This is a genomic window from Bacteroides sp. 51 (genome assembly GCF_010500965.1).
Lineage (GTDB): Bacteria > Bacteroidota > Bacteroidia > Bacteroidales > Bacteroidaceae > Bacteroides.
In genome coordinates this window covers 59237-85457 of record NZ_QVMI01000001.1, presented here as the reverse complement: position 1 = coordinate 85457, position 26221 = coordinate 59237, and the positions used below count along the sequence as shown (strand labels likewise).

General features: G+C 45.3%; 13 protein-coding genes. 2 read left to right on the top strand and 11 right to left on the bottom strand.

Translation table 11 applies throughout. From position 1 onward, the window contains the following. Positions 1-52: 52 nt before the first annotated feature. Complete coding sequence (locus D0T87_RS00265) at positions 53-4069, bottom strand: two-component regulator propeller domain-containing protein (protein WP_163171681.1); 4017 nt, start codon at positions 4067-4069, stop codon at positions 53-55. Between the two features lie 182 nt (positions 4070-4251). Here D0T87_RS00265 and D0T87_RS00260 point away from each other — a divergent pair, with 182 nt between their 5' ends. Then, on the top strand, positions 4252-6339 hold the full coding sequence (locus D0T87_RS00260; protein WP_203558568.1) for a hypothetical protein: 2088 nt from the start codon (positions 4252-4254) through the stop codon (positions 6337-6339). A gap of 18 nt (positions 6340-6357) precedes the next feature. Here D0T87_RS00260 and D0T87_RS00255 read toward each other — a convergent pair whose 3' ends face one another. Continuing rightward, positions 6358-7161 carry a KilA-N domain-containing protein gene (locus D0T87_RS00255; RefSeq protein WP_163171679.1) on the bottom strand — a complete coding sequence of 268 codons (804 nt, stop codon included), beginning with the start codon at positions 7159-7161 and terminating at the stop codon, positions 6358-6360. A 297-nt stretch (positions 7162-7458) separates the two neighbouring features. Between D0T87_RS00255 and D0T87_RS00250 the strand changes: the two genes are divergently transcribed. After that, positions 7459-7845, top strand: a complete 387-nt coding sequence (locus D0T87_RS00250; protein ID WP_163171677.1) for an HU family DNA-binding protein — start codon at positions 7459-7461, stop codon at positions 7843-7845. Here D0T87_RS00250 and D0T87_RS00245 read toward each other — a convergent pair. The 9 genes from D0T87_RS00245 to D0T87_RS00205 all read right to left on the bottom strand — a co-directional run bounded on the left by D0T87_RS00245 (position 7842) and on the right by D0T87_RS00205 (position 26217). After that, positions 7842-10028: an alpha-galactosidase gene (locus D0T87_RS00245; protein ID WP_163171675.1), complete on the bottom strand. Its 2187-nt coding sequence runs from the start codon at positions 10026-10028 to the stop codon at positions 7842-7844. The genes D0T87_RS00250 and D0T87_RS00245 overlap by 4 nt on opposite strands. Before the next feature lie 34 nt (positions 10029-10062). Continuing rightward, positions 10063-11289: a DUF4998 domain-containing protein gene (locus D0T87_RS00240; protein ID WP_163171673.1), complete on the bottom strand. Its 1227-nt coding sequence runs from the start codon at positions 11287-11289 to the stop codon at positions 10063-10065. 20 nt (positions 11290-11309) lie between these two features. Further along, entirely contained in the window at positions 11310-12503 is a 1194-nt protein-coding gene (locus D0T87_RS00235) for a DUF5000 domain-containing lipoprotein (RefSeq protein ID WP_163171671.1), read from the bottom strand. Positions 12504-12545: 42 nt separating this feature from the next. Further along, positions 12546-14513, bottom strand: coding sequence for a RagB/SusD family nutrient uptake outer membrane protein (locus D0T87_RS00230; RefSeq protein ID WP_163171669.1), 1968 nt, complete (start codon positions 14511-14513; stop codon positions 12546-12548). Between the two features lie 18 nt (positions 14514-14531). Next, positions 14532-17672: a TonB-dependent receptor gene (locus D0T87_RS00225; RefSeq protein ID WP_203558580.1), complete on the bottom strand. Its 3141-nt coding sequence runs from the start codon at positions 17670-17672 to the stop codon at positions 14532-14534. A 470-nt stretch (positions 17673-18142) separates the two neighbouring features. Continuing rightward, a complete protein-coding gene (locus D0T87_RS00220; protein ID WP_239063404.1) occupies positions 18143-19624 on the bottom strand; it encodes a pectate lyase in 1482 nt (493 codons plus the stop codon). 121 nt (positions 19625-19745) lie between these two features. Then, a complete protein-coding gene (locus D0T87_RS00215; protein WP_163171665.1) occupies positions 19746-20594 on the bottom strand; it encodes a hypothetical protein in 849 nt (282 codons plus the stop codon). 1242 nt (positions 20595-21836) lie between these two features. Next, positions 21837-24155, bottom strand: a complete 2319-nt coding sequence (locus tag D0T87_RS00210; protein ID WP_163171663.1) for a hypothetical protein — start codon at positions 24153-24155, stop codon at positions 21837-21839. Between the two features lie 22 nt (positions 24156-24177). Then, positions 24178-26217 carry a RagB/SusD family nutrient uptake outer membrane protein gene (locus tag D0T87_RS00205; protein ID WP_163171661.1) on the bottom strand — a complete coding sequence of 680 codons (2040 nt, stop codon included), beginning with the start codon at positions 26215-26217 and terminating at the stop codon, positions 24178-24180. Positions 26218-26221 lie beyond the last annotated feature (4 nt).

Sequence of the window (26221 nt, the reverse complement as noted above, 5' to 3'; positions counted from 1 at the left end):
ATTTGAGCAAAAGCCATTTTAAATGAAAAGAACCGCACGTATAACCAGCGTTTTACGGTAAATTCAGGAACTCATCCATATTTACTTTCTCCTTATTCTGCTGGCTTTGCTTCTCAAAGTCTTTGGGCGACATGCCAAATTGTTTGTGGAAAAGCTTACTGAAGTACGACGGAGAACTCACACCTACCATATAGCAAATCTCGCTCAGCCTGTATTTCCCCGTTTGAATGAGTTCGGCTGCTTTCTTTAGCCGGACTACCCGTATAAAATCTACCGGAGAGAGATTGAATAACATCTTAATTTTCCGGAGCATACCCGAGCGGCTCATGCAGAGAATCTCTGCCAGGCGTTCTACATTAAAATTCTCGTACGTGATGTTTTCTTCGATAACTTCAATCACCTGGTTCATGAACTCCTCATCCGCTTTGTTGAGTTGCATATTGCGAACAGGGAAGAACGGTTTCTTTGTAAATGCCTCCCGCTCCTTTTGCCGGTTGTCCAGCAGTGAAAGAATCTGTACCCTCAGATGATCGTACGAGAATGGTTTTTCTACAAATGCCTCTGCGCCCAGCTTAAGGCCATTGATTTTACTTTGCAGATCATTCTTCGCTGTCAGGAAGATGATAGGGATATGGCAAAGGTCAATGTCACTCTTCATGATTCTGCAAAGCTCCCATCCATCCATTACCGGCATCATGATATCGCTGATAATAAGATCTATATATGTGCTCCTTGCTATTTCTAATGCCTCTTCTCCGTTTCGGGCGGTTTGCACCTGGAAATCTTCCTCCAACCGATCGGTCATAAAGTCAACCATATCTGCATTGTCCTCCACAAACAGGATGCTGTATTTTCCGGATTCTGTAGTGTCCATTAACTCTTCCGTGAAACGTTCGTCATCATCAGAAGTTGTGGCAGTGTTGGATTCCTCTTGCATTTCCTCTTTACTGATGGGGATCACCAACTCAAAAGCATTCCTTTCGTCTTGTATATCCAGATATAACTTACCATGATGCAACAAAGCCAGAGAGCGGGATAGAGATAAACCGATGCCGATACCTTGCGTTTCCTGTGCCGTTCTTTCCATCCGGTAGAAAGGATCAAAAATCAATTCGCTAAACTCTGCGGGTATCTTCTTGCCGTCGCTGGTGACGCGTACAGAGAAACTTGTAGCCGTAAGATTCAGCTTAAGATGAATGTTTTGATTGGAATATTTCAACGCATTCGTCAACAGATTGCTGATGATCTTGGTGACGGCTTCCTTATCAATCAGAACAGTTACTTTCCGTTCGGGTATATCGATGAAAAGGCGCTTTTGGTTCAGTTGGATGGTTGGCTCGAAGCGTTCGGTGATTTCGCGGATAAGCTCTACAATCTCTGTCTTCTCGAAATTGAGTTTCAGTTTCTTGGAGTCGATTCGCTGGAAATCAAGTAGCTGTGATGCCAGGTTGAGTAACCGTTTGGTGTTTTGGGCGATGACTCCCAGGTTTTTGTTTAGCCGCGGGTCTTCAATCTCTATCGTCCGGATGCTTTCCAGCGGACCATTGATGAGGGTGAGTGGTGTCCGGATTTCATGTGCAATTTCCGTAAAGAACTCCACTTTCGACTCGTATAACTCTTTCTCCTTTTGCACTTCGAAAAGGGTTTGTCTTTCTTCCATTTGTTTCTCTTTGCGGCGTTTATACCATAGGAAGATAAAAAGCACGAGGCCAATCAAAAGAATAGTATACGCCAGATACGCCCATGTTGATAACCACCAGGGGGGTAGAATGGTGATTGTTAGTGAGCATTTTGCCGATTCGTCTGTTTCTTCCGGATCGCTTTGGATATGCAGTGTGTAATTTCCCGGCGGTAGATTGGCATACGAGATATTCTGATTATCCGACGATTTAACCCATTCTTTGTCTGTTGGTTCCAGACGGTAATAGTAGATATTCGATTTCGTAGAGGAATAATTGAACAAAGAAACCTCAAGGCTTATGTTCGATTGATCGTATGGCAGCACAATATCCTTAGTACCAATTATATTCCTTTTTAACGGAGAATCGGGCGTGTGTACCGTCACCTCGTTATTGTAGATGCTGAGTTTGGATATGTAAATAGGTGTTGAATGCTTCTCCGATTTGCCTGAGGTAAGCGGATCGAAGGCTATCAATCCGTTGACTCCTCCAAAATACAGCTTTCCATCGGATGCTTTCAACGCGGCTTTATATAGGAACTGATTGCCGGGAAGTCCGTCTTTGGTGGTGTAAACAACAATCTCGTGCGTATCGGGGTGAAACTTTACCAGTCCTTTGTTTGTACCGAACCATAGATAGTGATGATTGTCTTCGAGTATTTTATAGGCCACATCATCGGGTAGTCCTTCCTTGATGGAGAAGTTGGTGAAGTTATTCTCGTCCGGGTTGTAGCGGCAAATGCCACCCCGGTCTGTGCTGACCCAGATGTTGCCGCGACTGTCTTGCATGGTTGAGCTGACTGAGTTGGAGCCTAGTGTGTTTTCCTTGTCCGGTTCGTGCAGGTATTTCTCGAAAGAGCCTGTTGCCGGATTGTGCTTCCACACTCCGTTGCCCATTGTAGCCATCCAAAGCGTACCGCTATTGTCTTCGAAGATGTCATAAATCCAGTCGTGTCCGGTTTGATCCATGCGCGAGAAGTTGAACGAGTTTTTATCCGCTTTAAACAATCCCGAACCCGTTCCCAGCCACTTGTTCTCATCCTTGTCTATACAGAAGGCAAATGTACTTCCCTCGTTGATCTGCATATCCAGATAGGGATAGTGGGTGACTGAACCGTTTTGATTGAATACATTCAACCCTTGTTTAAAGAGTCCACAGTATAGTTTGTCTTTATGGGCCACCAGGCTAAGGATCGGTGTGTGGCTCTGCGACATACCTTTGGGCGGTGCTATGCGGGTGATTACGTCTGTCTGTGGGTTAAGTTTGTTCAGGCCACCGTCTTCGGTTCCAATCCAGATGGTACCGTCTCCCGTTTCGGCCAGCTCGCTTACCCTTTTGGAACTCAGGGAGTTTAGGGAGTAGCCCGGAGCATACCGTTCGAAGGTTAGTTCCCGGTTGGGGAGGTAATTAATACCTTCGAACATGGTTCCTAGCCATACGCCGCCGCTCTTGTCTAAATAACTGGTGTAGATAATGTTATCGGAGATGCCTGCCGGATTGGCGATATCATCCTTCAGATGTTTTACGCTTTTGTCCTTTTCATCGATAATGTACAGGCCATCGTGTGTTCCTGCCCATATCTCACCTCGGGCATAGAGGGCGTTCCGGACGTAGGTATGTCGCAGATTGGCATATTCCAGATTGACCAGGCTGTTGGTTTGGGGGTTGTACTTCATGATATAACCGTCTTGTATTCCCATAATCAGCCATTCGCCGTCATCGGACAGGGTATTGATGTATAGTTCGGCGATGGATTTCCCGTTTCTATCGGTTTTATATTGCTCGAAGCTTCCCGTTCCGGCGTTGTACTTAAAGAGTCCCGCTTCCCAGGTGCCTACCCAGACGTCGCCATTCTCGCGGACGTGCACACAGGTCGGTGTTTCGGTTGTACTCCGTATTTGGTAGAAGAACAATTGGTTGTTGTAGATGCGGAAAACGCCTTGTTGTGGCAGGATGATCCAGATGTTCCCTTTTTTGTCTTCTGTGATTGAAGATACCCAGTTGTGCATCATGTTCCCGTTTTCGGTTTCGTAGTCGATGAACGTAAATGTGTCTTGCATGATGTTGTATACGTATACTCCTTCGTCGGTTCCTGTCCACAAGTTCTGCCGGCTGTCTACGAACAGGGCTGAGATGTTGTTGTTGCCTCGCTTTGCCACAGGATCATAGCAGTTCAGGGTGATCATGGACGCTCCGTCGTAACGGTTCAATCCGTTTTTGGTGCCAAACCACATGAAGCCGTAACCATCTTGTACAATGGATTTTACGTTACTCTGCGACAGTCCGTTTTCACTGTTGATGTGAATGAAAGAGTAACTGGAGTTTCCTTTGGCAGGTGTATAACATGACAAGGCGATCAGGATGGTAAGGATGAGGCGAATGTTTTTCATGGTAATAGCTTCTGTTTGAGAGATAAAGATAGGAAAAGAAGATGTATCCGAATCATGGGAGAATCTTAAAAAGAACCGGTTTCGTCATATTTGATAGTAATTGGCGTAACTGTTACGATTGCGTAGTAGGGTTTGGAGTAATTTTGTGGGGTGACTTTTATTTCCCTCATAACCATAAAAATATGAACTTCAAACCTTTATTCCCCCTTTTCCTATTTACCTTCTCCCTGTTTATCCATTCGACTCATGCTCAAAGATGGACCATTCAACCCGATCATTCGATTAAATGGGCGGTTACGGACGATATCCCCCATTACGATCACATCGAGATGAGTGGTTTAAAAGTATCCGCGGTACTGCGTTACGGAGTAAACGCCGACGGCTCGTTTTCGCTGGAACGCTCGATGATTTGGCCCATGCTTCGAACCATCCCCAACAATACACACGGCTCGTTGATGCAACGGTCTTCGATTGATTACCTTTCTATGTTGATAGTAAACGGTAAAACACTGAATAACGAGAAGGTTAAATCACTGAAACTGGATGGCACACTGACTGTTGTCAGCGAGTTTACGATTGATCATACCCGCGGACATATTGGGAATAAATTACAAGAGCCTGCTGTGGAAGTTACCCGTGTATATTTCCCTTCTACCGATGAGCCGATGCTGTGCGAAGAATATACGGTGAAAAATATCAGCGACCGCCCCGTATCTTTACTAATACCCCAATCGCGGGTGATATACCAGACAGATCCGGCTAAAGGAGTAGACGGAAGCTACCGGATAGTGGGTACTTTAATAAGTCCTTTAATGGATACCTTAACGGGTGTTTCAATGAGTACCTTAAAAGAAACAAGTACCGAACCAATAACACTCGGAAGCGGAGAAACGGTACGTTTCGGTGCAACTCTGCAAGCAAATAATAGCGATGAAACCGAGCTTTTCCCCGATCTCACCGCCGAGAGAAAGGCGAGAGAGTCCTTTGTACATCAAATACAAACCAACCTTTGCTTCGAATCGCCCGATGAGGTGATAAACCACGCATTCGCTTTTGCTAAAGTAAGAACGGCCGAAAGTATATTTGCCACTTCCGGCGGACTGATGCATGGTCCCGGCGGGGAATCGTACTATGCGGCGGTCTGGGCAAACGACCAGGCGGAATATGTCAATCCCTTTTTCCCTTTTCTGGGTTATGCAACAGGAAATGAATCTGCTTTAAACTCTTTCCGGCACTTCGCCCGCTTTATGAATCCTGAATACAAACCGATGCCAAGTTCTATCGTTGCCGAGGGGAAGGACGTCTGGCATGGGGCAGGCGACCGTGGAGATGCGGCTATGATTGCCTATGGTGCCGCCCGGTATGCTTTGGCAAAAGGAGATGCAGCGGAAGCAAATACGCTGTGGCCTTTAATAGAATGGTGCCTGGAATATTGCAATCGTCAGCTAACGGCGGAAGGTGTGGTGGCGTCCGATTCCGACGAACTGGAGAATCGTTTCCCTTCGGGTGATGCTAATCTGTGTACTTCTACTTTGTATTATGATGCGCTTTTATCAGCTGTTTTTCTTGCGAAAGAGTTGAAGAAGCCCGTCGGGCAGGTCAAACAATATGCCCGTCGGGCGGAGGATCTTAAAGAAGCGATTAATCGGCACTTTGGCGCAACCGTCGAGGGTTTTGAAACGTATCGTTATTACGATGGAAACGATGTTTTACGGTCGTGGATTTGTATGCCGTTAACGGTTGGCATCTACGAGCGAAGTGAAGGAACTGTCAATGCGTTGTTCTCTCCACGCTTATGGACAAAGGACGGGTTGCTTACTCAGGCAGGTACTTCTACCTTCTGGGACCGGTCGACTCTTTATGCATTAAGAGGTGTGTTTGCCGCAGGAGAAACGGAAAAGGCGCTGGATTATTTACACGATTATTCCGCGCAACGACTCTTGGGCGAGCACGTCCCTTATCCGATAGAAGCCTGGCCGGAGGGTAACCAGCGTCATTTATCGGCCGAAAGCGGATTGTATGCACGTATCGTTACGGAAGGGCTATTTGGCATCCGGCCAACCGGGTTCCGGTCGTTTACCCTCACGCCCCAATTGCCGGATAAATGGGACCGCATGGCATTGAAAAACATACAGGCCTTCGGCGATGCCCCGTTTGATATCTTTGTGGAGCGGAGGGGGAGTAAAATCGAAACCCGGCTGCAACGGAACAATCGGGTGATTAAAACGTATAGAATACGGAATGGAGAATCGGTTAGAGTTCGTTTGTAGTTATAGCTGGCGGTTGGATCAGTCGCTGAGAAGTTTCTTGCTTTGATTGTCTTCAAGTATTTTCATTTGCTGGATGGCTATTTGATTCAGTTTGATTAATCTTTCGCTTTGTGGAAGTCCTTCGTTAATGAATACCGCATTCAGGTTTTCCATGTTCGACAAGCAAATGAGTTCATTGATGGAAGCATAATCGCGTATATTGCCTTTCAACCCGGGGTTGGCATCACGCCATTGTAGGGCAGTGGTGCCAAACATGGCTACATTAAGTACGTCGGCTTCGTTGGCGTAAATGATGGATGCTTGTTTCGGGGTAATCTCTTGCGGTATAAGGTTGTGCTTTATGGCATCGGTATGGATGCGATAGTTTATTTTAGAGAGTTCTCTTTTTGCCGACCAGCCTAGTTGTGCTTGCTCTTCTTCCTTGAGGCGTTGGAACTCTTTTACTAAATAAATTTTAAATTCTGCACTAATCCACATTCCAAACTCAAATGCAATATCTTTATGTGCATATGTACCGCCGTATCTTCCGGCTTTAGCTTGTATCCCTATGGCATGAGTTCTTTCTACATATTCTTTGACGCTAATCTTGAAACTGTTAAGCCCCGACTGGTTTCTAATTATGGCGAATTCGCCATAATTAAAATTGGGATTATAGAGTCGCTCCCAAATACCGAGATATTCCAAGGTGTTTCTATTTCTTAACCAATCTGCAATAAAAAAATCACCATCTTTTGCTTTTAGCATGTCAGTGATGCAGATGTAACTTTCATTATAAATAGTTACCACATTTATATTTGTTTCTAATACTGTAATCTTTGCCATATCTTTTTTCTTGTATTTTTAGAGTTGTTGTCCTGTTTTATGTTTCTAATGAAACAAAGTTATACAAAAAGCATTAGCGTGCAAAACTAATCGGTTGGTTTTCTTATTCCACCGCCGGCTTTTCCTATTCCGCCCGGCAAACTTCTTGTTTCCCAGCTTTATTTTTCTATCTTTGTAGTAGCATTTGTGTCTTGAGATGTACATGTCAAGCCTATTTAGATGTACATCTAAAACCTATTGAGATGTACATCTCAAAGAGTAAGAGAAAGTTACTAAACTAAAAAAACGTGGTAGCATATGGCAAAATACGTGGTGCGTACAAAGAAAAGTGTACTAGGAGAAGAAGAAAAGGTGCAGTATTATGGTGTTCCCGTTAGCTCGGGTGTGATTGATTTGAAGTATATCGCCGACGAAGCCTCCGTGCGTGGTTCGTTGACGCCGGAAGATGTGATTGCCGCCATAAGCGTTGTAGCCCGCCTTACGCGGAAGCATCTGGCTATGGGAGATACGGTGAACCTGAACGGTTTGGGGCTGTTTACCGTGTCGGCCAGCAGTGAGGGGTGCGACACTCCCGAAGAGTGCACACCCGCCAAAGTAAAGCCCCTGCGTGTTTGCTACAAGGCAGATCCGGAAATGCGTCGCGTACTGGCCGAAATTAAGTACGAGAAGAGGGAGAAGGGTTAGTTTACTACATTCAATTCAAACACCCGGCTCGCATACTCTTTATGCAGCGGAATATCTAGTCCCACGGTCATCAACAGTTTGCCCGAAACCACCTTTCCATCGAGATGGCAAGGCTTTTCCCCATCGGGGACGTTGATCTCGCGAAGGCGGTAATACTTCGTTGCGTCAAGCCCTGCCATGCGGAACGGGGCAATGACCTGATTGGCATAATGATCCAGCTTATAGGCAAAGAACACTGCACAATCTTTCTCGGGTGTGCAATACATAAGCGATGCCACCTCTTTCTTGTCGAAAGGAGAAACCAACCGGTACAGATCTCCGAACTGAATCACAGGCCGGATGTCTTTATACGTAGCAATGGCTTTCTTTGCGAATGCTTTTTCCTTTTCATTCATATCTTTGGGTTGTATTTCCATACCCAGGCGGCCGGTCATGGCCACATCGAAGCGGAACTTGATGGGAATGCTCTTTCCCGTCTGATGATTAGGCGCTGCGCTTACGTGTTGCGCCATCGCGATGGACGGGTAGAAGTACGATGTTCCCCACTGCATATAGATGCGTTGCATGGCATCGGTGTTATCGCTCAACCAAAACTCTTCAAAGGCGGGCATCACCCCATAGCTTGTACGTCCGCCGCCGCCACCGCAGGCCTGCATAACCAGATCGGGATATTTTGCGCGGATGCGTTGGAGGGTTTTCTCCAATCCTTTGTGGTATTCAACATACAGGTGCGATTGCTTGTCTTTGGGCAGATAAGAAGAACCGTAATTGAAGAGCGGAAGGTTGGCATCCCATTTCATGTAGGCAATTCCGGGGTATTTCGTCATCAGGTCGTCTACCACTCCAAATACGAAGTCCTGTACCTTAGGGTTGGAAAGGTCGAGCAAGATCTGCGTGCCGCCGCGTCCGTAGCGTGGTTCGCGGTTAGGAACACGGATCACCCAGTCGGGGTGTTTCTCGTACAGTTCACTGCGGGTATTGGTGCTTTCCGGTTCAATCCAGATGCCAAACTTGATGCCGTACTTCCGGGCTGTGGCAATCAATCCTTCCACACCATGCGGGAGCTTCCGCTTGTTGACTACCCAATCGCCCAGCGATGAGTTGTCGTGATCGCGCGGATACTTGTCGCCAAACCAACCGTCGTCCATAACAAAAAGTTCGCCTCCCATAGCCGCGATTTCGCGCATCATGTTCTCCATCTCCTGCTCGTTAACATCCAGATAAACGCCTTCCCAACTGTTCAGGAGGATGTCGCGCTGCTTATCTCCCCCGTGAATCTGTCCGTTACGCGCCCAGCGGTGGAAGTTCCGGCTTGCACCGCTTAGTCCTTCTTCGCTATACGTAATAGCCAGTTTAGGAGTAGTAAAGGTGGTTTTCGGTTCGAGCTTATACTCGGATGCCTCTTCATTAATACCGGCAAAAAGCGTATGCGAGTGGTGGTCTTCCGTGTCGATACGTATTTTGTAATTGCCGCTCCAGCAGAGTGCTGCGCCAATCACACGGCCTTCGTTCTCCTGTGGCTTCCCGTCAAGTGAAAGCATAACCTCGGGATGAGCACCTTGTGCATTGCGGGCACCGTCTGTGTTCTTAATCACCTTCATGCCTCGCTGCAAGGGCTCGGCAGTGACGTAGGTTTCCGATATCCAATTGCCGGACAGGTGAGATACCCATACATCTGCCCGCCGGATAGGAAGACAACCCGAATCGAAGCGCTGCAACGTAACCGCTTTCTTCTCCGTATGCAAGATCTCTGTCCAAAGCTCGATGATATCGGAGTTTTTATAGGCATTGTAGTTCATCTTTACAAAGAAAGGGTAGACTTTATCCTTCAGTGTAATGATGGTAAGCGTGGCATTTTCCGTATCTCTTTCTTCTATATGATCCACTACAAGGTCGAGGGTCATGTTCCCGTCGGGGTGAACGACTTGCAGGGCATGCGAGCGGGTACAGTCCATTCCGAAAGCGGGGTATGCCGGACGATTCATTCCAATCCAGGCATCGTGTACCTGACCGATCTGTGCCGGGGTTATTTTATCGCCGTAATAGCTGAATCGTAGTTCTTCGCCTTGATTGGCGGAGAACAGAAGGGAAGTGTTCCGGGTCGAGATCAGGATATCGTAGTCCCAGGCTTTGGCGGTTAGGGTGGCGATGAATGCCACACAGAGAAGACAAATCTTTTTCATGGTAATGTTTTTATAATACGTATTGAAAACTGAGTTAATGATTAACTGTGGGGGGGTACTGGCCGTGGTTTGTCGCCATTACACCATCTATCGATGAAATACGTTGCACCCCAAGTTCCGCTATCGCTCCGAGGTGTTCACCGTTATGCCCGCTGGTAAATACCACTTTCAGATACCTGCCGCGCAACTCCTTCCCGGCAGTTTCTTCGGATATGGTGCTCCATTGCCAACCATTTTCCTGACGGAGATCAAGGTCGCCCAGATATATCCAGTTATTGCTATTCGGATCATTAGCATAATTGGCATCTTCAGTGATGTAGTAGGTTATTCCTTTGGAGTAATGCGTATTCTGCCGTGATGCGGCCCCCATTCTGCCTATCCAGTAATTTGCTTTCATATCAATAACGAACGTGTATGGAAACCGTGTAGCATCATGATAATTGGAATGCCAGTAAGACCCTTCGTCATTATCGAACATATTCTGTACACTTCCCTCGTCCGGATCACTGTTGTCATAGTAAAGCACTTCCCAGTTGCCCCGGTCTACGTCGGCATACTCGTAAACATGCGGGAAATTCATACCCACCTCGGCCGAGTTTTGCCAGGCCGTAAAGAAAGTATCAATGCTTGCTTCTTCCGGAATGTAGGCCGAGCGATAATCAATTGTGCTTCCGCTTGCAGCTGCCGGACAAAAGATGTCTCGCTCGCCTGCTTCCATTCTCACTTCTTTAGTGTTACCCTGTTTATCCTTGTACCTGATTTCATTGTACACCAAACCTTCCTGCGCAATGTCCCACTTCACCACACCACCTTCGCTGTTGCTCTCCATCTGGTTGATTCGTCGCCCCAGCAGACTGTTCTGGTAGTTCTCGCCATAAGAAGTGCCGAATCCGGTAGTCTTTAGTGACCGGTGCCCGTATTTATCTTCCAGTTGCACGGTGAAGGTATATGCCTTCTCCTCCAGGTTGTTCAATACGATCTTACCTGCCGTTGCGGCGGTTGAAAGGTTGACTGTCGTAACCAATGAATCCTGGCTCCCATTCCAATATATATTGATCGAATTAACGTTCGGCGCTTTGGAAATAATGTAATTCGCTTCGATCCGGTTCTTTCCGGCAACGAAGAAAATGGTGTCCGGTTTGGGCGCGTAGATGATTTCCCCGCCCTCAATAAATTCCTTGTGGGTATCCATCAGGTCATCGCATGCCATAAATGCACAAGCACACAGTAACCAGCACCCTATTTGAATGATCTTTTTCATTTGACTCTTGTTTTTGTTCGTTATTTATTGTAATTCGGATCTCCGTAGAAAGTAATCTCTGCCGGGTGACAGAAAGTCGAACTCGTCCATACCGAAGTGAACCGGAAACGTATATACTGTATAGGCTCCTGTTCCAGATCGAAGGTAAAGTCATGACCGTTCTCTAGCGCTTCTTTGTCTTCTTCGGAATCGTTGCCGATGGGTAGACCGGATGGTTTAATGACTTCGCAATCCAGAATATGATTCCATTGATTCCAGTCGCCGTTCTTCTCGGGACTGCTTGTGCACTCGTATATCTCGAATGTTTTAGGGTTACCCCACCCGTAAGGATAATTATTCCGCTGATGTATAACTACCCGGCTCAGTTTGACTCTGCTTCCCAGGTCAAGACTAAAGGCTGCCGGCATAGATCCATTGGGGCTGTGGCCGAATGTCTCCGTATTATCGTCGATCATGTTGTCCTCGCTTCCGTCAAAGTATCCGAAGCTGGCGTCATTATTAAGAAATAGGAAACGGATTTGTTTCTTGTCTATCTTTTGTTCGTATATCGGAACCAGTTGCATCTTCTCGCCATTGGGGTTGACGGGATAAATGGTGTCTGTGGCATTCCCGAAATTATCGCGGAAGATGGCGGCGAACCAACGGGAATCGGTATCATAACCCCGCAGACTATATTTTCCATCCACGGTTCCGGTAGTTAAGACTTTCATTGCTGTCATCACTCCCGTAGAATCTGTAGTCAGTACCTCAAGCGTAAGGTTTGCCCTATCCTCGTTTTTCCATGTATATTGCGCTCCTCCAAAGTCGGGGGCAATCTGCATGCTCTTTCTTGCCTTGCTGATGGCTGCTTCCAGTGGTGTAAAGCTAACCTCTACCGGATCGGACAGCGTCATTGCGCGATTGAGTGCATACAGGGTTACTCTTTTTTCTGCCGTATCAACGTAACCCTCTATCTTTACCTCGTCATTGAACAAGGAAGACATGACCTCGCGTGTTTTGCCATCTGCCAACTGATATACCGCTTTCACTCCGAGTATATCTTCGGTTTCGGGAATGCGGTAGGAGATAATCGCTCCCCCGGCAACGACTTCCACGTTTATCTCCGTGGGAATTCCCGGTTTGCCGAGGCTTGGGGTGATGGGTTCCAGCCTCTTTTCGTCGCAGGAACTCATCATGAACAAACTTGTTACTATAATCAGATATATTTTCTTCATAATCTTACATTTTCAGTTCTTCAATTATTGACTCTTAATACACTACCATCCAGGGTTTTGAACCAACTGTGGATTCTTTATGATATCATCATCGGGTATCGGTGCGAAATAATCACGGTGCGTGAATTGCTGGTTGAAAAGGTTGGTCGGGATATAATAATCTCCGGCCGTTTCGCCACGCAATACGTTCCAGCCTTGTATAATCCTGTTCTGTTCTTTCGAGGCTGTTTTCCAGCGGCGACTGTCCCAATGGTACATTCCCTCGCAAGCCAGTTCCACTTTGCGCTCCCGTTGGATGATTTCGCGCATCCGTGTTTTATCATTAGGATAGCCTTTATAAGCGTTATCTGCATATTGTGAATAGGTTTCGCGGATTCCTTTCAGTCCGGCGCGTTCCCTTACCTGATCCAGGTAGTTGTACACCTTTTCCGTAGGCTTGCTTTCTACCTCGTTCCATGCTTCGGCAGCCATCAGCAACAGATCGGCATAACGCATATCGGGGAAGGCAAAGTTATGGAAAGAGATATTGTCGCTGCCCGTAGAGCTTGATTTCAGTGAAACCATTTTCTTTGGCCAGAATCCGGTAGCGTTATACCAGGTGGCATTCCATACGGAAGAAAACTCGCCGAAGAGATTACGCGGATAACGGTAAGCAGCTTGTGTATCTCCCTGGTCATTGGTTGGGTCATTGTATGCATTGCCATACCATACGCCACGGTCGAAACCTACCGATGCATAGTAACGAGGTTCCCGGTCGAAGTTCATGCCGGCAGTTGTTTCGTTCTCAATTACATAACGGAAATTGTAATCGAAATCATAATGCGCTGTAAAGCTTTCGTTATTGGTTGAATACCTGACAGGCAGATACATACCATCCGTATAATAACTCGGGTCGTGTTCGATGGGCAGACCATTTTTAGTATAGAAAAGATTGACCGTACTAAAGGGCAAACTAATCGTCCCGGTAGTTAAAGCTACCGTACCGTTCTCAAGACGTGGTATACTCGAACTCTGGAAACCACCATCGACCAGCGAACGGGTGCATGCCCAGACAATCTCACAATTCCATAGTTCGGATACGGAACTTCTAAGCATGTTTACCTGCATAGTCTCGTCCGAGAGTGTACTTCCTGTACTGTAATCGCCCATCTGGAACAAGCGAATGTTGGCTTCTTCACAGGCCAGTATGGCTTTGTCGCAAGCTTCGGCAGCTAGTTTCCATCTTTCGGGATCGGGAGTTTGGTTAAAGAAAGGCTCCTTATTATGATCCAGAAAATCATTATAATCCGTATTGCCATTGAATAGCGGACTTGCCCAATATAGTAATACCCTTGCCTTGAGCATATGAGCAGCCGGATGTGTAAAACGTCCCAATTCAGTTGCCCGGTTGATGATGATGGATGGAAGTGCCTCACTGTCGATCACTTCTTGAATGAGTTCGAGTACATACGCAAAGCAATCGTCTATCTTTTCACGGTGTACGCGGGCGCCTTGAGTAGACTCGTTAACGGATGTGTTCTCGCGTATCGGACAAATGGGGCCGTAAAAGCGAATCAGGTAGAAATGCAGATAGGCTTTGACCAGCTTCACTTCCGCTTTCATCCGTTCGCGCTGACTGGCTGTAAGGTCGGTTACTCCGTCAATTCCTTCCAGGAAGTCGTTGCATACACGGATATTGGCATAACATCCGTCTGTTCCCTGCCAATAATTAATCACATTGGCAGAAGCACTATTCTGGCCTAATGCTAATTTCATACATGAATTATTGAGCATATCGGTGCTTTTGTTGTATGTCATTTCGAAGGAACCGATGAGCGCCGGGTTTCCGTTTGTTTCTGCCAGGCGTGGAAGTCCACGGTAGCAGGTAGCCAGATACCTTTCGGCAGTGTACCGGTCGGCAAACATACTGTTGACCGTAACTACGTCATCGGGCATGATGTCGAGATAATCGCAAGACACAACTACAAGTGCCATGCAAAGCGTGGTGATATATGTATAAATTGATTTCATTTTCGTACACTTTAAAGGTTAAAATCCTATGTTTAGTCCGATGTTGAATACTTGTTGTATCGGATAATTCAGCCCATTGCCTGCCATCTCAGGGTCCCATAACTTGAATTTGCTCCAACAAGCCAGGTTTGTTCCGCTTACATAGAGGCGCAGGTTGCTCATTCTCATTTTTTTGGTCAGGTTCTGAGGGAGTGTATAACCTACTTCAACAGATTTAAGTCGTAGGAAGCCGGCATCTTGCAACCACCATGTACTGTCTTGGTTATTGTTTTCATTCAGCCCGTTTTGCAAACGAGGCCAGAAGGCATATGGGTTCGGATTACTTTCCGACCAATAGTTATCGGCGATGGCTTGCAGTATGGCATTCTGGCCAATCAGGTCATCACCACGTATGTTATGGAAAGGCGTGATCTCTGTCCTGTTGAGCATGAACGACTGGCGCGCCGATCCCTGGAAGAAACAGGAAACGTCGAACGCTTTGTAACCCATAGAGAAACCAAAACCGTAGTTGATTTCCGGATTGTTGGGGAATCCAAGTGTCACTTTGTCCAGTTCATTGATCTTTCCGTCGTTGTTTATATCGCGGTATTTGATGTCGCCGGCACCATAATCGCCGAATTGGGTTGGAGAGTTTCTAACCTCTTCATCGTCTACAAACAAACGTTCTGCGACATAGCCCGATAGGCGGCCAATTGTTCTTCCAACGGCCGATTTCCATGGCGTGGAACTGTAATCGGGTTCTTCCCATTTCAACACTTTACTGGTTGCGTAGGTGAATGTGCCCCGTGCGGTAATCCATAGATCTTTATTGATGCTCTTTTCATAATTGAGTTCCATATCAACGCCGCTTCCCTCTGCTTCACCTAAGTTGGCCTTCACATCCTGGGTGATACCAGTGGTTGCCGGAATGGTGCGGGACAGGAGAATGTTCTTGCGTTTTTCGTGGAAGTATTCGATATTGGCGCTTAGCCCGAAAGTGGTGCTGAACTCTATTCCTGTATTCAGCTTATAGGACTTTTCCCAACCAATCTGGTCGTTTGCGTATCGGTTTACGTAGAAACCTCCACCGGGGTTGTAGTTTACGCGCTCGCCCCAGTTCACTGAGTTGTCGGCATCGTTTTTAACATCCGACATATAGTAGAAGCGGTCGTTATTGTTCCCGATCTGGTCGTTGCCCGCCATACCGTAAGTGGCTTTCAGTTTGAACTGACTGAAGAGTTTCTCCATGGGTTTGAAGAACTTTTCATTCGACAGCATCCAACCTAAGCCGACGGAAGGGAAGAACCCCCAGCGGTTGTTCTTGGCAAAGCGTTCGGAACCGTTATAACCGAAGTTGGCCTCGGCCATGTAACGATTGTCATAGTTATATGCCATACGTCCGGCAAAGCCAATGTTGCGGTTGGGCAGGGAAAGTTGTAGGGTGTTGATATCCGGATTGGCTTTGGTTGCTTCGCGCATGGTGTAAACAAACAACGCATTGACATGATGCTTTGTGTCGAATACGCGAGAGTATTCCAATGCACTCTCCAGATAGAAGGCGGTATTGATGTGCATCGGGTCGCGGTTATAGTTAAGCCCGTCGCTACCGGTTCTCAGCCTTTTGAGTTTATAACTTCCATCGCCCAGATTGTAGCTGGATATTCCATAGAAGTAAGGGTCCCATGCACGTGTGGTTGCTGTTTCTGCATATCGGTCAATGTTTACCAGGGCACGAGCGGATAGTCCTTTGGTGATCATGTCGAGGTTCTGTTTGAATCCCAACTGGGCAAGGATGGTGTTTTTGCTGTATTCTTTATAGCCTCTTTGCACCTGTGCGTAAGGGTTTACATACATTCCGGTGCCATAGTTTCCGTATAGGATATGGCGCACGTTGGAGTATTGCTGGTCGGGTGCGTAATAGGGTTGGAACAGAACCGGATTGGCTTGCATGGTCATGCGGTAGACTTCCGTACCTCCGTCGATTGGTCCGTTATAATCGTCGAACGAAGCGCTGATCTTCAGGAACAGTTCTGTTGTTTTGGTTAGGTCGAGGTTGATATTGGAACGGAAGGAATACTTGATGAGTTCGATATTATTGTTGTAATTATTACGTTTGTCGACCCGGATGTTGCCATTGTCGCGCGAAACGTTTGCGGCTACATAGTAGCGTACCAGTTTTCCACCACCACTAATGCTGACGTTTGCGCGTTGGTTCATGGTGACATCTTTCAGCATGGTGTCGTACCAATTGATGGCGGGGAAGATGTTGGGGTATCTTCCGGCGGCAGTCATAGCGATCTTCTCTTCGGAGTACATGGCAAGTCCCAGAGGGTCGCGTGTTTTGATGGCTTCGTTCTGCATTCGCATATACGTAACTGGGTCGGCAATTTTGGTTTTCTCTGTTGGCCTGGCTATGGTATTCTCTACGCGGGCGTTGACGGATACTTTACCTTCGCGTCCTTCTTTGGTGTTTACCAGTATGACGCCGTTTGCGCCGCGTGCTCCGTAAAGGGCGGTGGCGGTGGCGTCTTTCATGATAGAGAAAGAGGAGATGTCGTCGGTGTTCAACCGTGCCAAGTCGTCGGTGCCTAGTTCAATACCATCGATCAGGATAAGTGGATCTTTTTTTGCGTCTGCACCAAAGGTGGTGATTCCGCGAATAAAGAAGCTGGCGTTGTCTCGTCCCGGTTCGCCGCTTTGTTGAAAGGAGATTAATCCGGCTACGCGCCCGGCCAGGGCGGTGGTCAGGTTGCTGCTGGGTACTTTCAACTCGGATGGTTTGATGGTGGTGATGGAGGCCACTACGCTTTCTTTCTTTTGTTTAGCGAAAGCAACTACGGTTACTTCATCGAGTTCATCGGCTTTGTCTTTTAGGGTGATATTCAGCTGGGGTTCTCCCTGGTATTTGATTTCCAGGGTTTCCATGCCGATATATGAAATGACAAGCATGTCGCCTGCTTTCATTCCGGTAAATTCGAAATAACCGTTAACGTCGGTGATTACTCCCTTGGTGCTGGTCTTTAGTTGTACGGTGGCACCTGGCAGGGGTTCGCCTGTTGTGTCTACTACTTTACCTTTCAGGTTTTGGGTTTGTTGGTTCGCTTCGGTTAGGGATGCGTTGGCTTTAGCCGAATGGAATGGATAGGTGGTGAAACACATGAGGAAAAAAATGATTGTCATTTTCCTGTGAAGGTCGAAGAGTTTCCTGGGGATGCTCCTTTTGATTGACCCATTTGCCGGTTGAGGCTTTCTTTGGATTAATTCATTCATTGTATTAGTTTTAAGAGATGTAGAAATCTGTGTGTCGACAACAGTGCAAATATAGGCTTGCACGCTCTCTATAAACTAATAGGAATAAAGAAAAAACTTGGAATATTACGCCAGGGGGTGGGTTGGGAGAGGGTTTGTGTTCAATATTGCAAGTTTCTGGCGCACGGCGGCGGCATGGTGCCGAAGTCAAATTTCCATGTGGCATTGGGGGTGTCTTAAAAGTCCTTTCCACCACCTCCCCCTTCGGGTACTCCTCCTCAAAAAGGAGGAGAGTCGGTGCCGCATGGAACTCCCCGCCTCTTTGAGGAGGGGTGCCCAAAGGGCGGGGTGATGGATTTTTAGAGTAAAGCTCTTTTTAGATAGTCCCTGGCTGTGCTGTATTATTTTTGTTTGCTTACAAGGCTATTCAAATAGACTTCCAGATTGGTGTATCCTTCTTTGTTTAACGATGTTGCAGCACCGTCCGAAGCATCGTTCGGATTGAGTTTGTGTGCTATTTCCCAAACATCCGGCATGCCATCGCCATCGGAATCTTTTATATCATCTGCTTTTACATTGCCGTTGCTTAACTCCGGCCATGGACTTGCTGCTCCTTGGGGCTTAACATCGCTGGGTAGGTCGATCAATCCCGGCAGACGATTGGCATCTTTGGAAACACTACCGGTATAGGTTGCTGTTCCGTTCCGGGTTTCTTCGATGATACGTGTGTCAATGATATCCCGTTCCTTAGAACAGCCGGCATGGGCTAATACTAGTTCGTATGCTTGTTGGGCTGTGTGTGTGGTAATGACATCGGTTTCTAATGGGGTGCTCAGGCGCATTTCCTTTTTAACCTGATCTGTAAATGTATTGTCGTTTTTGGAGTTGTCTATTTGTTCGTACATGCCCTTCGTCCAGTTGTCTTTGGTGACTTCGGGGTTTCCTTCGATCACGTTTCCGTCTACATAGAACCTTCCCCAGACGTGTAGCATCTTTGCCCAGGTTTGGGAGTTGCCTATATACGCTTTGGTACGGATATTTATCGCGGCGATGCGATAGCCAACGGGACTGTCGGTAGGTGTTGCCGGTCCGGGTTTATAGTAGTTGTTTACAATGTTGACATGCATGCCTTCGCCGCCATAGCAGCCGTGTCCTGCCCAGTTGTAGATGACGTTGTTTCGCATATCGACCAGTTCGCGGTCTTGTGTTCTGGGGCGTGGTCCAAAGCGGGGTGTGCGACTTTCGTGATGTGCCATCAGGTTATGGTGGAAGGAAGCCTTGTGTCCACCGACAATACCGCCGTATCCGTGTGAGCCTTTACCGTGTCCTGCCATGCGGAGACTTTCGGAGATGAGGCACCACTGAACGGTGGTGTTTTCATTGCCGTAGATGCTACAGGCTTCGTCGACGGACCAACTGATGGAGCAGTGATCAACGATGATGTTCTTATTATCCGATCCGCCCAATCCATCCGGTTCTCCGCCTCCTTCGTTACCCACGCGGAAGCGGACATAGCGGATAATGACGTTACTGGCATTGATCGTTACGGGGTGCCGGGCAATGCAGATGCCTTGTCCGGGTGCTGTTTGTCCGGCGATGGTGAGGTCGCCGTTGCTGATGGGCAATCTCTTGTCGAGAAAGATGGTTCCGGCTACGTTGAAGACGATGGTGCGCGGTCCTTTCTGGGCAATGGCGTGGCGCAGGGTTCCTTCTTCCATGCCGTCTTTGAGGGTGGTGACATGGTAGACTTTACCTCCACGTCCGCCGGTGGTGTATCGGCCGAAGCCTTCGGCGCCGGGAAAGGCGATGGGGTCGTTCGTGGCTGTCAATTGTTGTCCTGCGAACAACAATAATAGGGAAACGAATAGATGCAGTGATTTCATGATATTTGCGGTTTTTACATGTTATTATGTCTAATCATCACAAATATCATGAAATACTGGGTTGAACCGGGGTAATATTTAGGCTAAAAAGGGAACTAAATGATATGAAGGAAAGTATTCTCTACTGATTCCATGGACTGAATGTAGGAAAGTCAGTCCAATTGTATATATATTCGCCTTTATATGTATTAAGGCGTATATGTAAGTCGTCTTTGTTGGAACTGAACAAGGTCTTTATGGTTTCTTTCAAGGCTTCTTCATCGCCGGAGTATTGGAATATAAACCAATTATGAAAGTGGTATCCTGATAAATTTGAGCCGTAGTCATTCTTTATTTCACCATTTTGATCTATTTCGTAATGATTGTAATCTCCTGGGGTTTGTTTATTAAACAGGGCGCCGGCTTGCTCTAGTTTACTCAGGAATTCATTGACTTTACTAATCTTATCTTTAGAGGAATATCCAATTAATCCCCAATATGTATTTGCCGGTACTCTTTGTAGCGTCGGATTAGTGATTCTAATTCCTTTGGGGGTTTTAACGTTAAGTTCTACTTTCGTATCAGTAATGGTTAGTGTTCCTGAATTGTTTAAACTGCCATTATTCAACATGATCTCATAACTTCCGTTTTCTAGCGCGGATAGGTTTATCTCTGTTGTAGCGGGGCCAGTTGCAGTAAAACAAATACCGATTTCCTCTGGTACTCCTGTAAAGTTGATATTCAGGGAGTTGCTTTTAAAGTCTAGGGTCGTTAATATCGGGTAGTTAACGCAAGGATATATGTTCTCTGTGCGACAAAATAAGGAGAATGTATTTGTTTCTGTTCCCATTATCTCTTTGACTAGAATCTGAATATCCGAATCAATCGATGCCGAATCATCGTCGTTACTGCAAGCAACGTTAGTGAATAGAAAGCTTACTGCGAATAAATGCAGTATCAATGTTCTGGTGTTTCTTAAGTTGTTTTTCATATTTAGTTCTTGTTATGTTCTTGTGGTTAAGAACGTTATGCGGTTTAATTAGTAAATGCGTGGGTTTGGGGAATATTGCATGGGGTGTCGTGTTTTTAGTTAAAGATTTCAGTTATAATACTAATAGTAACAATGAAATAAATACTAAACGATGGAGACAAGTGGATTTTTTTGATTATGATTACGCCATCATTCCTAAGTTGTGACAGCGAAAAGATTGATAACGAGCAAATCTTGTGTGTAATGGAAAATGCGAAAGAAACTCAGTTAATCGGAGTGAACTCATTTGAACTGGAAGCTTATATTTGGCGTGATCTCCGATCTTTATTTACACTATAGAAATTTAAGAAAACAGGAAAAAGTCTCATTCATTTCATTCAAACCCTTTATTTATAGGGTATATAAGAATGGTACTTACCACCTTTTTTGCTAGCACTCATATAGCACTTGCTAGCATCAGACTATTGGGTAGAAACTTGATTGAATTTGAAGTTCTACTTGCAGTAATTTCAATTGCTGGTTTCACATTACTTTTCCCACCTAGATGGTCGACTCTTCCCCATGTACGTCGGGCACGCCTTCCCACCTAGGTCGGGAATCCGGAATGAGCCGGCAATCGAAACCAGAGGAATCATCGAGGAGGGGTTTATCTGGTTTATATTCAACACAAGGATGCTGGATGCTAGCAGTGATACTAGAGTGCTAGCAGAAAAAATACAAAGTACCATTCTTATATACCCTATGAATAAAGGGTTTGAATGAAATGAATGAGGCTTTTTCTTGTTTTTTGAAAAATATAGGTTCTTAGGCAATTTAGGTGCAAGTAAATCAGCACAATCCCTTTATCCATAGTTGTTTCAGATAATTTTAGATATTTGTTTTTACGCATTCAATATCCTAAAGGTAAATCTCGTCAATCATTACCGTAGAAGGATATTCCTATAGAATGTGCATAAAAACCGCCTAAGCTTGCACCGAAAGTGAATAAGAACCAAAATATATAGTGAGTTTCTTAACAATCCAACCTGCTTCTATGCTTGACCCGCTTTTGTTAATGTGGAATATAGATGTATTAAACTTGTGTCAAATCGCATTCCAAAGAGATAGGTAAATTAGTCTGCGTGGTATAAAAGCATGGAAGGACGCTCCCTTTCGGGGGCGCCCTTCTCTCTTGCAAAGAATGTCTAACAAAATTTCACAACCTCATTAACGACATTATATCAATTTACCTTTTATTATTTATTATCTCCAACGCTTGTCGCCAACACCCAGTTTGTAAATCTGAGAATTAAAGACCTTGTCGGTTTTATTATAATGAAGGTCTACTCCGTGCGAACCACCAGTACCATCCAATGCGTCGGCACGGTGCATATCTTTATCTGTTCCACTGTTAGCTTTATGTGGAGGATTAGGACTCACCATTAATTCGGTAGGTGAAATATTATCCGCAATTACTTCTAAAGTTCCGTTCAGTGTAGCAGAATTATTGTTTACCAACTTACCAAATTGATTACCGGTAGCATTCCAGGCATTTGTGCTGAATATCTGCCCTTTGGTTAGGAATGCATTGGTTGAGTAGTTGTTTTCAAAATTCAATGTAATCTTTCCAGCTGTACCGTCATCCATAGTCACGGTATTGCGGATATCGCAACCGGCCATTGCCATCATTCTATAAGTACCACTCTCATTCAGGCTTGCTCGGAAATCACCGTCCTGTACTGTCAAAATAATCAAGTTATTTTTAACATTGAATGTACTGTTGTGGGGTAAACCACGCATGTTGAAGATGTTCCCTGTGCCGCGTACATTCCAGTTGACCAATGTATTGTTCTCGAAGGTAATGTTCCATGGTTCACTTTTTGTATCAGTTCCTGCTGTTTGATTAAAGAATGACGGGAATGGGCAATCAAAGAATGTATTATTACGAACTACAAAATCTTTCCAAAGATTCGTTTTGGTATTTTTACCAGAACCAGCTATCCATGGATAACCTCCAGCCCCATTGTTATAGAAGCCGCAATCGAAGAATTGGTTGTCCTCAATCAACACTTTATCCCAAATTTTGTAATTTGACCCTTGTTCACGAATGAAACCACGAACCATACGTTTGAACGTACAATTCTTAATGACGAAACTTTCCAGGTGTACTGCCATCCCATTAGAGTACATGTTAATGAAGTAGTTACCACTACCATCTACTTGCCGGTCTCCATAATTGAAGGCCATCGGACAATCGAAGTCAATATCATAGAATTCAAGCATCTTCATATAAATTTCGCCACCTTCACCGGCTTGAGGCTGGCGGCCAAACATCAGATTCATAGTATTCACATTAGTACCAGTCATGTGCATACCACCAAGTAATATTTTAGCACGTTTCCCTTCGGCTACATCATCCGGATGTGTGCGAAGAACAAATCCCTTACAAGTAGTCAGGTTATTGAACATACAGTAAGTCTTTCCACCTTCCAGATAATATGTCTGTCCTTCGGCAAGGGTCACATCAGAGATAAAATCGGTCAATATGAAATCAATACGCTTCGCATTATACTTCAATGCAACTTCATGCTGTTCCATTGCAGTTTGATAAGCTTCTTGTGAATCGAAATAATCGCGGTTTGGAGCAGTCAAATCATGAGTGATTACAATCGGTTCACCCGGTTCGCCATCCGAACGGGCAGAACAAATGTTATAATAAGAATCCCATTTAATTTTTACATGCTCATTACGTACATTAATCACGTAAACTGAGTTCTTTTGAAGACCGTCAATCTCTACATAACCTTTTTTGAAATCATCATCAGTTAATCTATATTTTCTCCATTGAGAACCTACAGTCGATTCCGGATTATTAGGAGAAGCCTCAACCTCCAACCATTGGTAGACAAAATTATCATTTTCATCCAATTCGAATCTTTCTCGATATATAACCTTATCATCTTCTGAGACACCTTCTGAGACTGTTTGAAAACTACGATTCAACATCACACGCATCGTTGTTTCTGTAGTCTGCGAGGCATCCACATAGACACAAAACGGTGTAGCGTAACGAGCAGCCGTTTCAATACCCATATATTCTGCCCATTGTCTGCCGTCGCCATGTCCATACCACTTGGAAGCGTGCGAGAAATCAGTTATATTATCATCCTTTTTTGAAAGTACACGAATAGCAAAACGAAAATCGGTAGAGTATTGTTGATCTTTGATAACCAGATCAAGTACATCTGGTCCCACGATTGTATCTAACAATAAAAGTCCATTTTCAGCCGATGTTCCCCATGCATCTGCTCCACCCGATACATTCGGTTGAAGCGCTTGGCGAATCTGGTAACCGGCACAATCATGTACACCATACCAATAGAGATGGATATCATTACCGTTAGGCCCCTCTGCCTTGCTGTTGTAAGGGTAGTCACTGCCTTTTCCTCTGTTTTCATCCTTGATGAACATTGTCATAAACGCTCTGTCTAATACTGTTGAGGAGGAATCATCATTATCGCTACATGAGCTGAATGAAAAACCTGATAGCAACATCAGAGTATATAATATATATTTTTTCATAAATCAGTTCTTTTCTTTATAATTATTTGTCGTAACCATAGTAATTCTTATATGCACCTGCCGAGCGCTGGATAGCGGCATTAGGATAAGGTAAGATGTAGCGTACAGGAGGCAAAGCGCTAGCTTCGGGTATACTCTGCCCAAGTGAAATCTCAGAGTTGTTTTTCATTAGCTTAATCTCATTTTGATTGTTGTAACGAATGTAGCCATAAAACGAGAATCTACATCTGTTATCCACAACACCATCTTTTTGCCACTGATAGAATTCTGCAGTTTGCCAAGCTTTTCCTTCGATGCCAGCAGCTGCATTTGCAGGCTTAGATGTATTTTTGTAAGGATTATAAACATATAGGATATCAAGTGTTTTATTCGGATAAGGATAGCCGTAAACACTACTTGGTTCTACATTCCACTCTGTGTTTTGAGGTAGAACATGGTAATAGACTTCAAAAGGTAAATTATCCAGATAGTCACTACCGTCGTGCTCTATAATATCATCCTCGAAACCTGTATAGGCGCCTGCATTATTCATTGCGACAGCTAGGTAGCGAAGGAAACTGTAAACCAATTCTTGTCCATAAAGATTGTTGCGTACAAGATCACGCCAACGCATATTCTCACCAGCAAACTCCCACTTACGCTCATCAAGTACAGCTTTTAGGAAGTCTTCCTTTGAAGCAGATGCTTTAGCAATGTATGCAGAAACAGCGCCCTGATCATCGAATGCACGCGCGCGAACTTTACGAAGCGACTCTTGTGCCGCACCCGTAGGGCCTTCTAGCTCATTGGTTGCCTCGGCATGCATCAATAACACGTCAGTAAAACGCATGTATGGGTAGTTAATGCCTGTGGAACCTGCACTCATGTTGGTGAATTGTCCGGCATTGGCCCATAGTTTAGACCATTTGTTATTATGTACGGTATAATCGGCACGAATTAAACAAGAATCTTGCGTAGCGCTACCTTTAGTATTACCGTAATACCAAAGTCCGTTGATAAAGTCACGACGCTTATCTTTTTCATCGAATAAGAAACGATAGAAAGCATTTAAACGTGCATTACCACTTGATTCTCCCCAAACGTTCTTTCCCAAAGTTAATCCAAGATTAGATGTTGATGTGGGGCCTTGGATATACCCAGTATTACCAGTAGACTCTTTTGCGAAAGGAATTTCAAAAATAGGATCTCCGTTGGTTGTGATTTCAAAATTACTTTGTTTGACAAACACATCTTGATAAGAGTTTCCCAAGGTGTGTGCACTGCGTGTGATCACCGAGTCGGCATAATCTTTTGTGATACGATAGTATTTTTGGTAATCTTGCAGACGCTTCATTACACCGTAGCTTTCAGAATTACCTTCTTCCGGGTGAAGTGAATATCCACCGGCAGCCAAAGCAATGCGCGCAATTAACGACCAGGCGTATTCTCTAGAGGCGCGCTCTACTGTGGTATTAGAGGAGGACTTCATCTTCGAAGCAATGGCTTTTAAATCCTCAATCAACTGATTCTGAATATCTTCGCGTTTAGCAACAGGAATCACATAATCATTACCTAATTGCGCAGCTGCTGTAAAGGTGAAAGGAACATCGCCAAACATTACTACCAGATCGTGATATACCATGGCACGAAGACATTTGGCCTCGCCTATCATTTGCATAATCTCATCATCGTTCTCGTCGTAAAGTTCGCTATTCGCCATGCCATACAGGAAGCGATTGGCAACCTCAATAGCATTATAGGCAGCTTTCCAGAATTTGTCGATTTCACCACCTTGGGAATCACAATCGAAACGGGCGTAGCTGTTATGAGTTTCCGAACCGTTACTACTCACTTGCATGTCAACATCGCTATTTAGAACAAAGGTTCTCTGATAGGCATTGCCATAGAGATCACCTGACAAAATAGAAGCGTAAACGCCATTCAATGCACGATTCATCTCCGTTTTTTGACTATATACGAAGTCTTCGCTATAACTTGACGGAGACTCTACTTCGAGAAAGTCGTTGCACGAAGCCAAGGTCATAACGGTCAAGCCTGTTAATAGTATATTTCTTAGTTTCATTTTC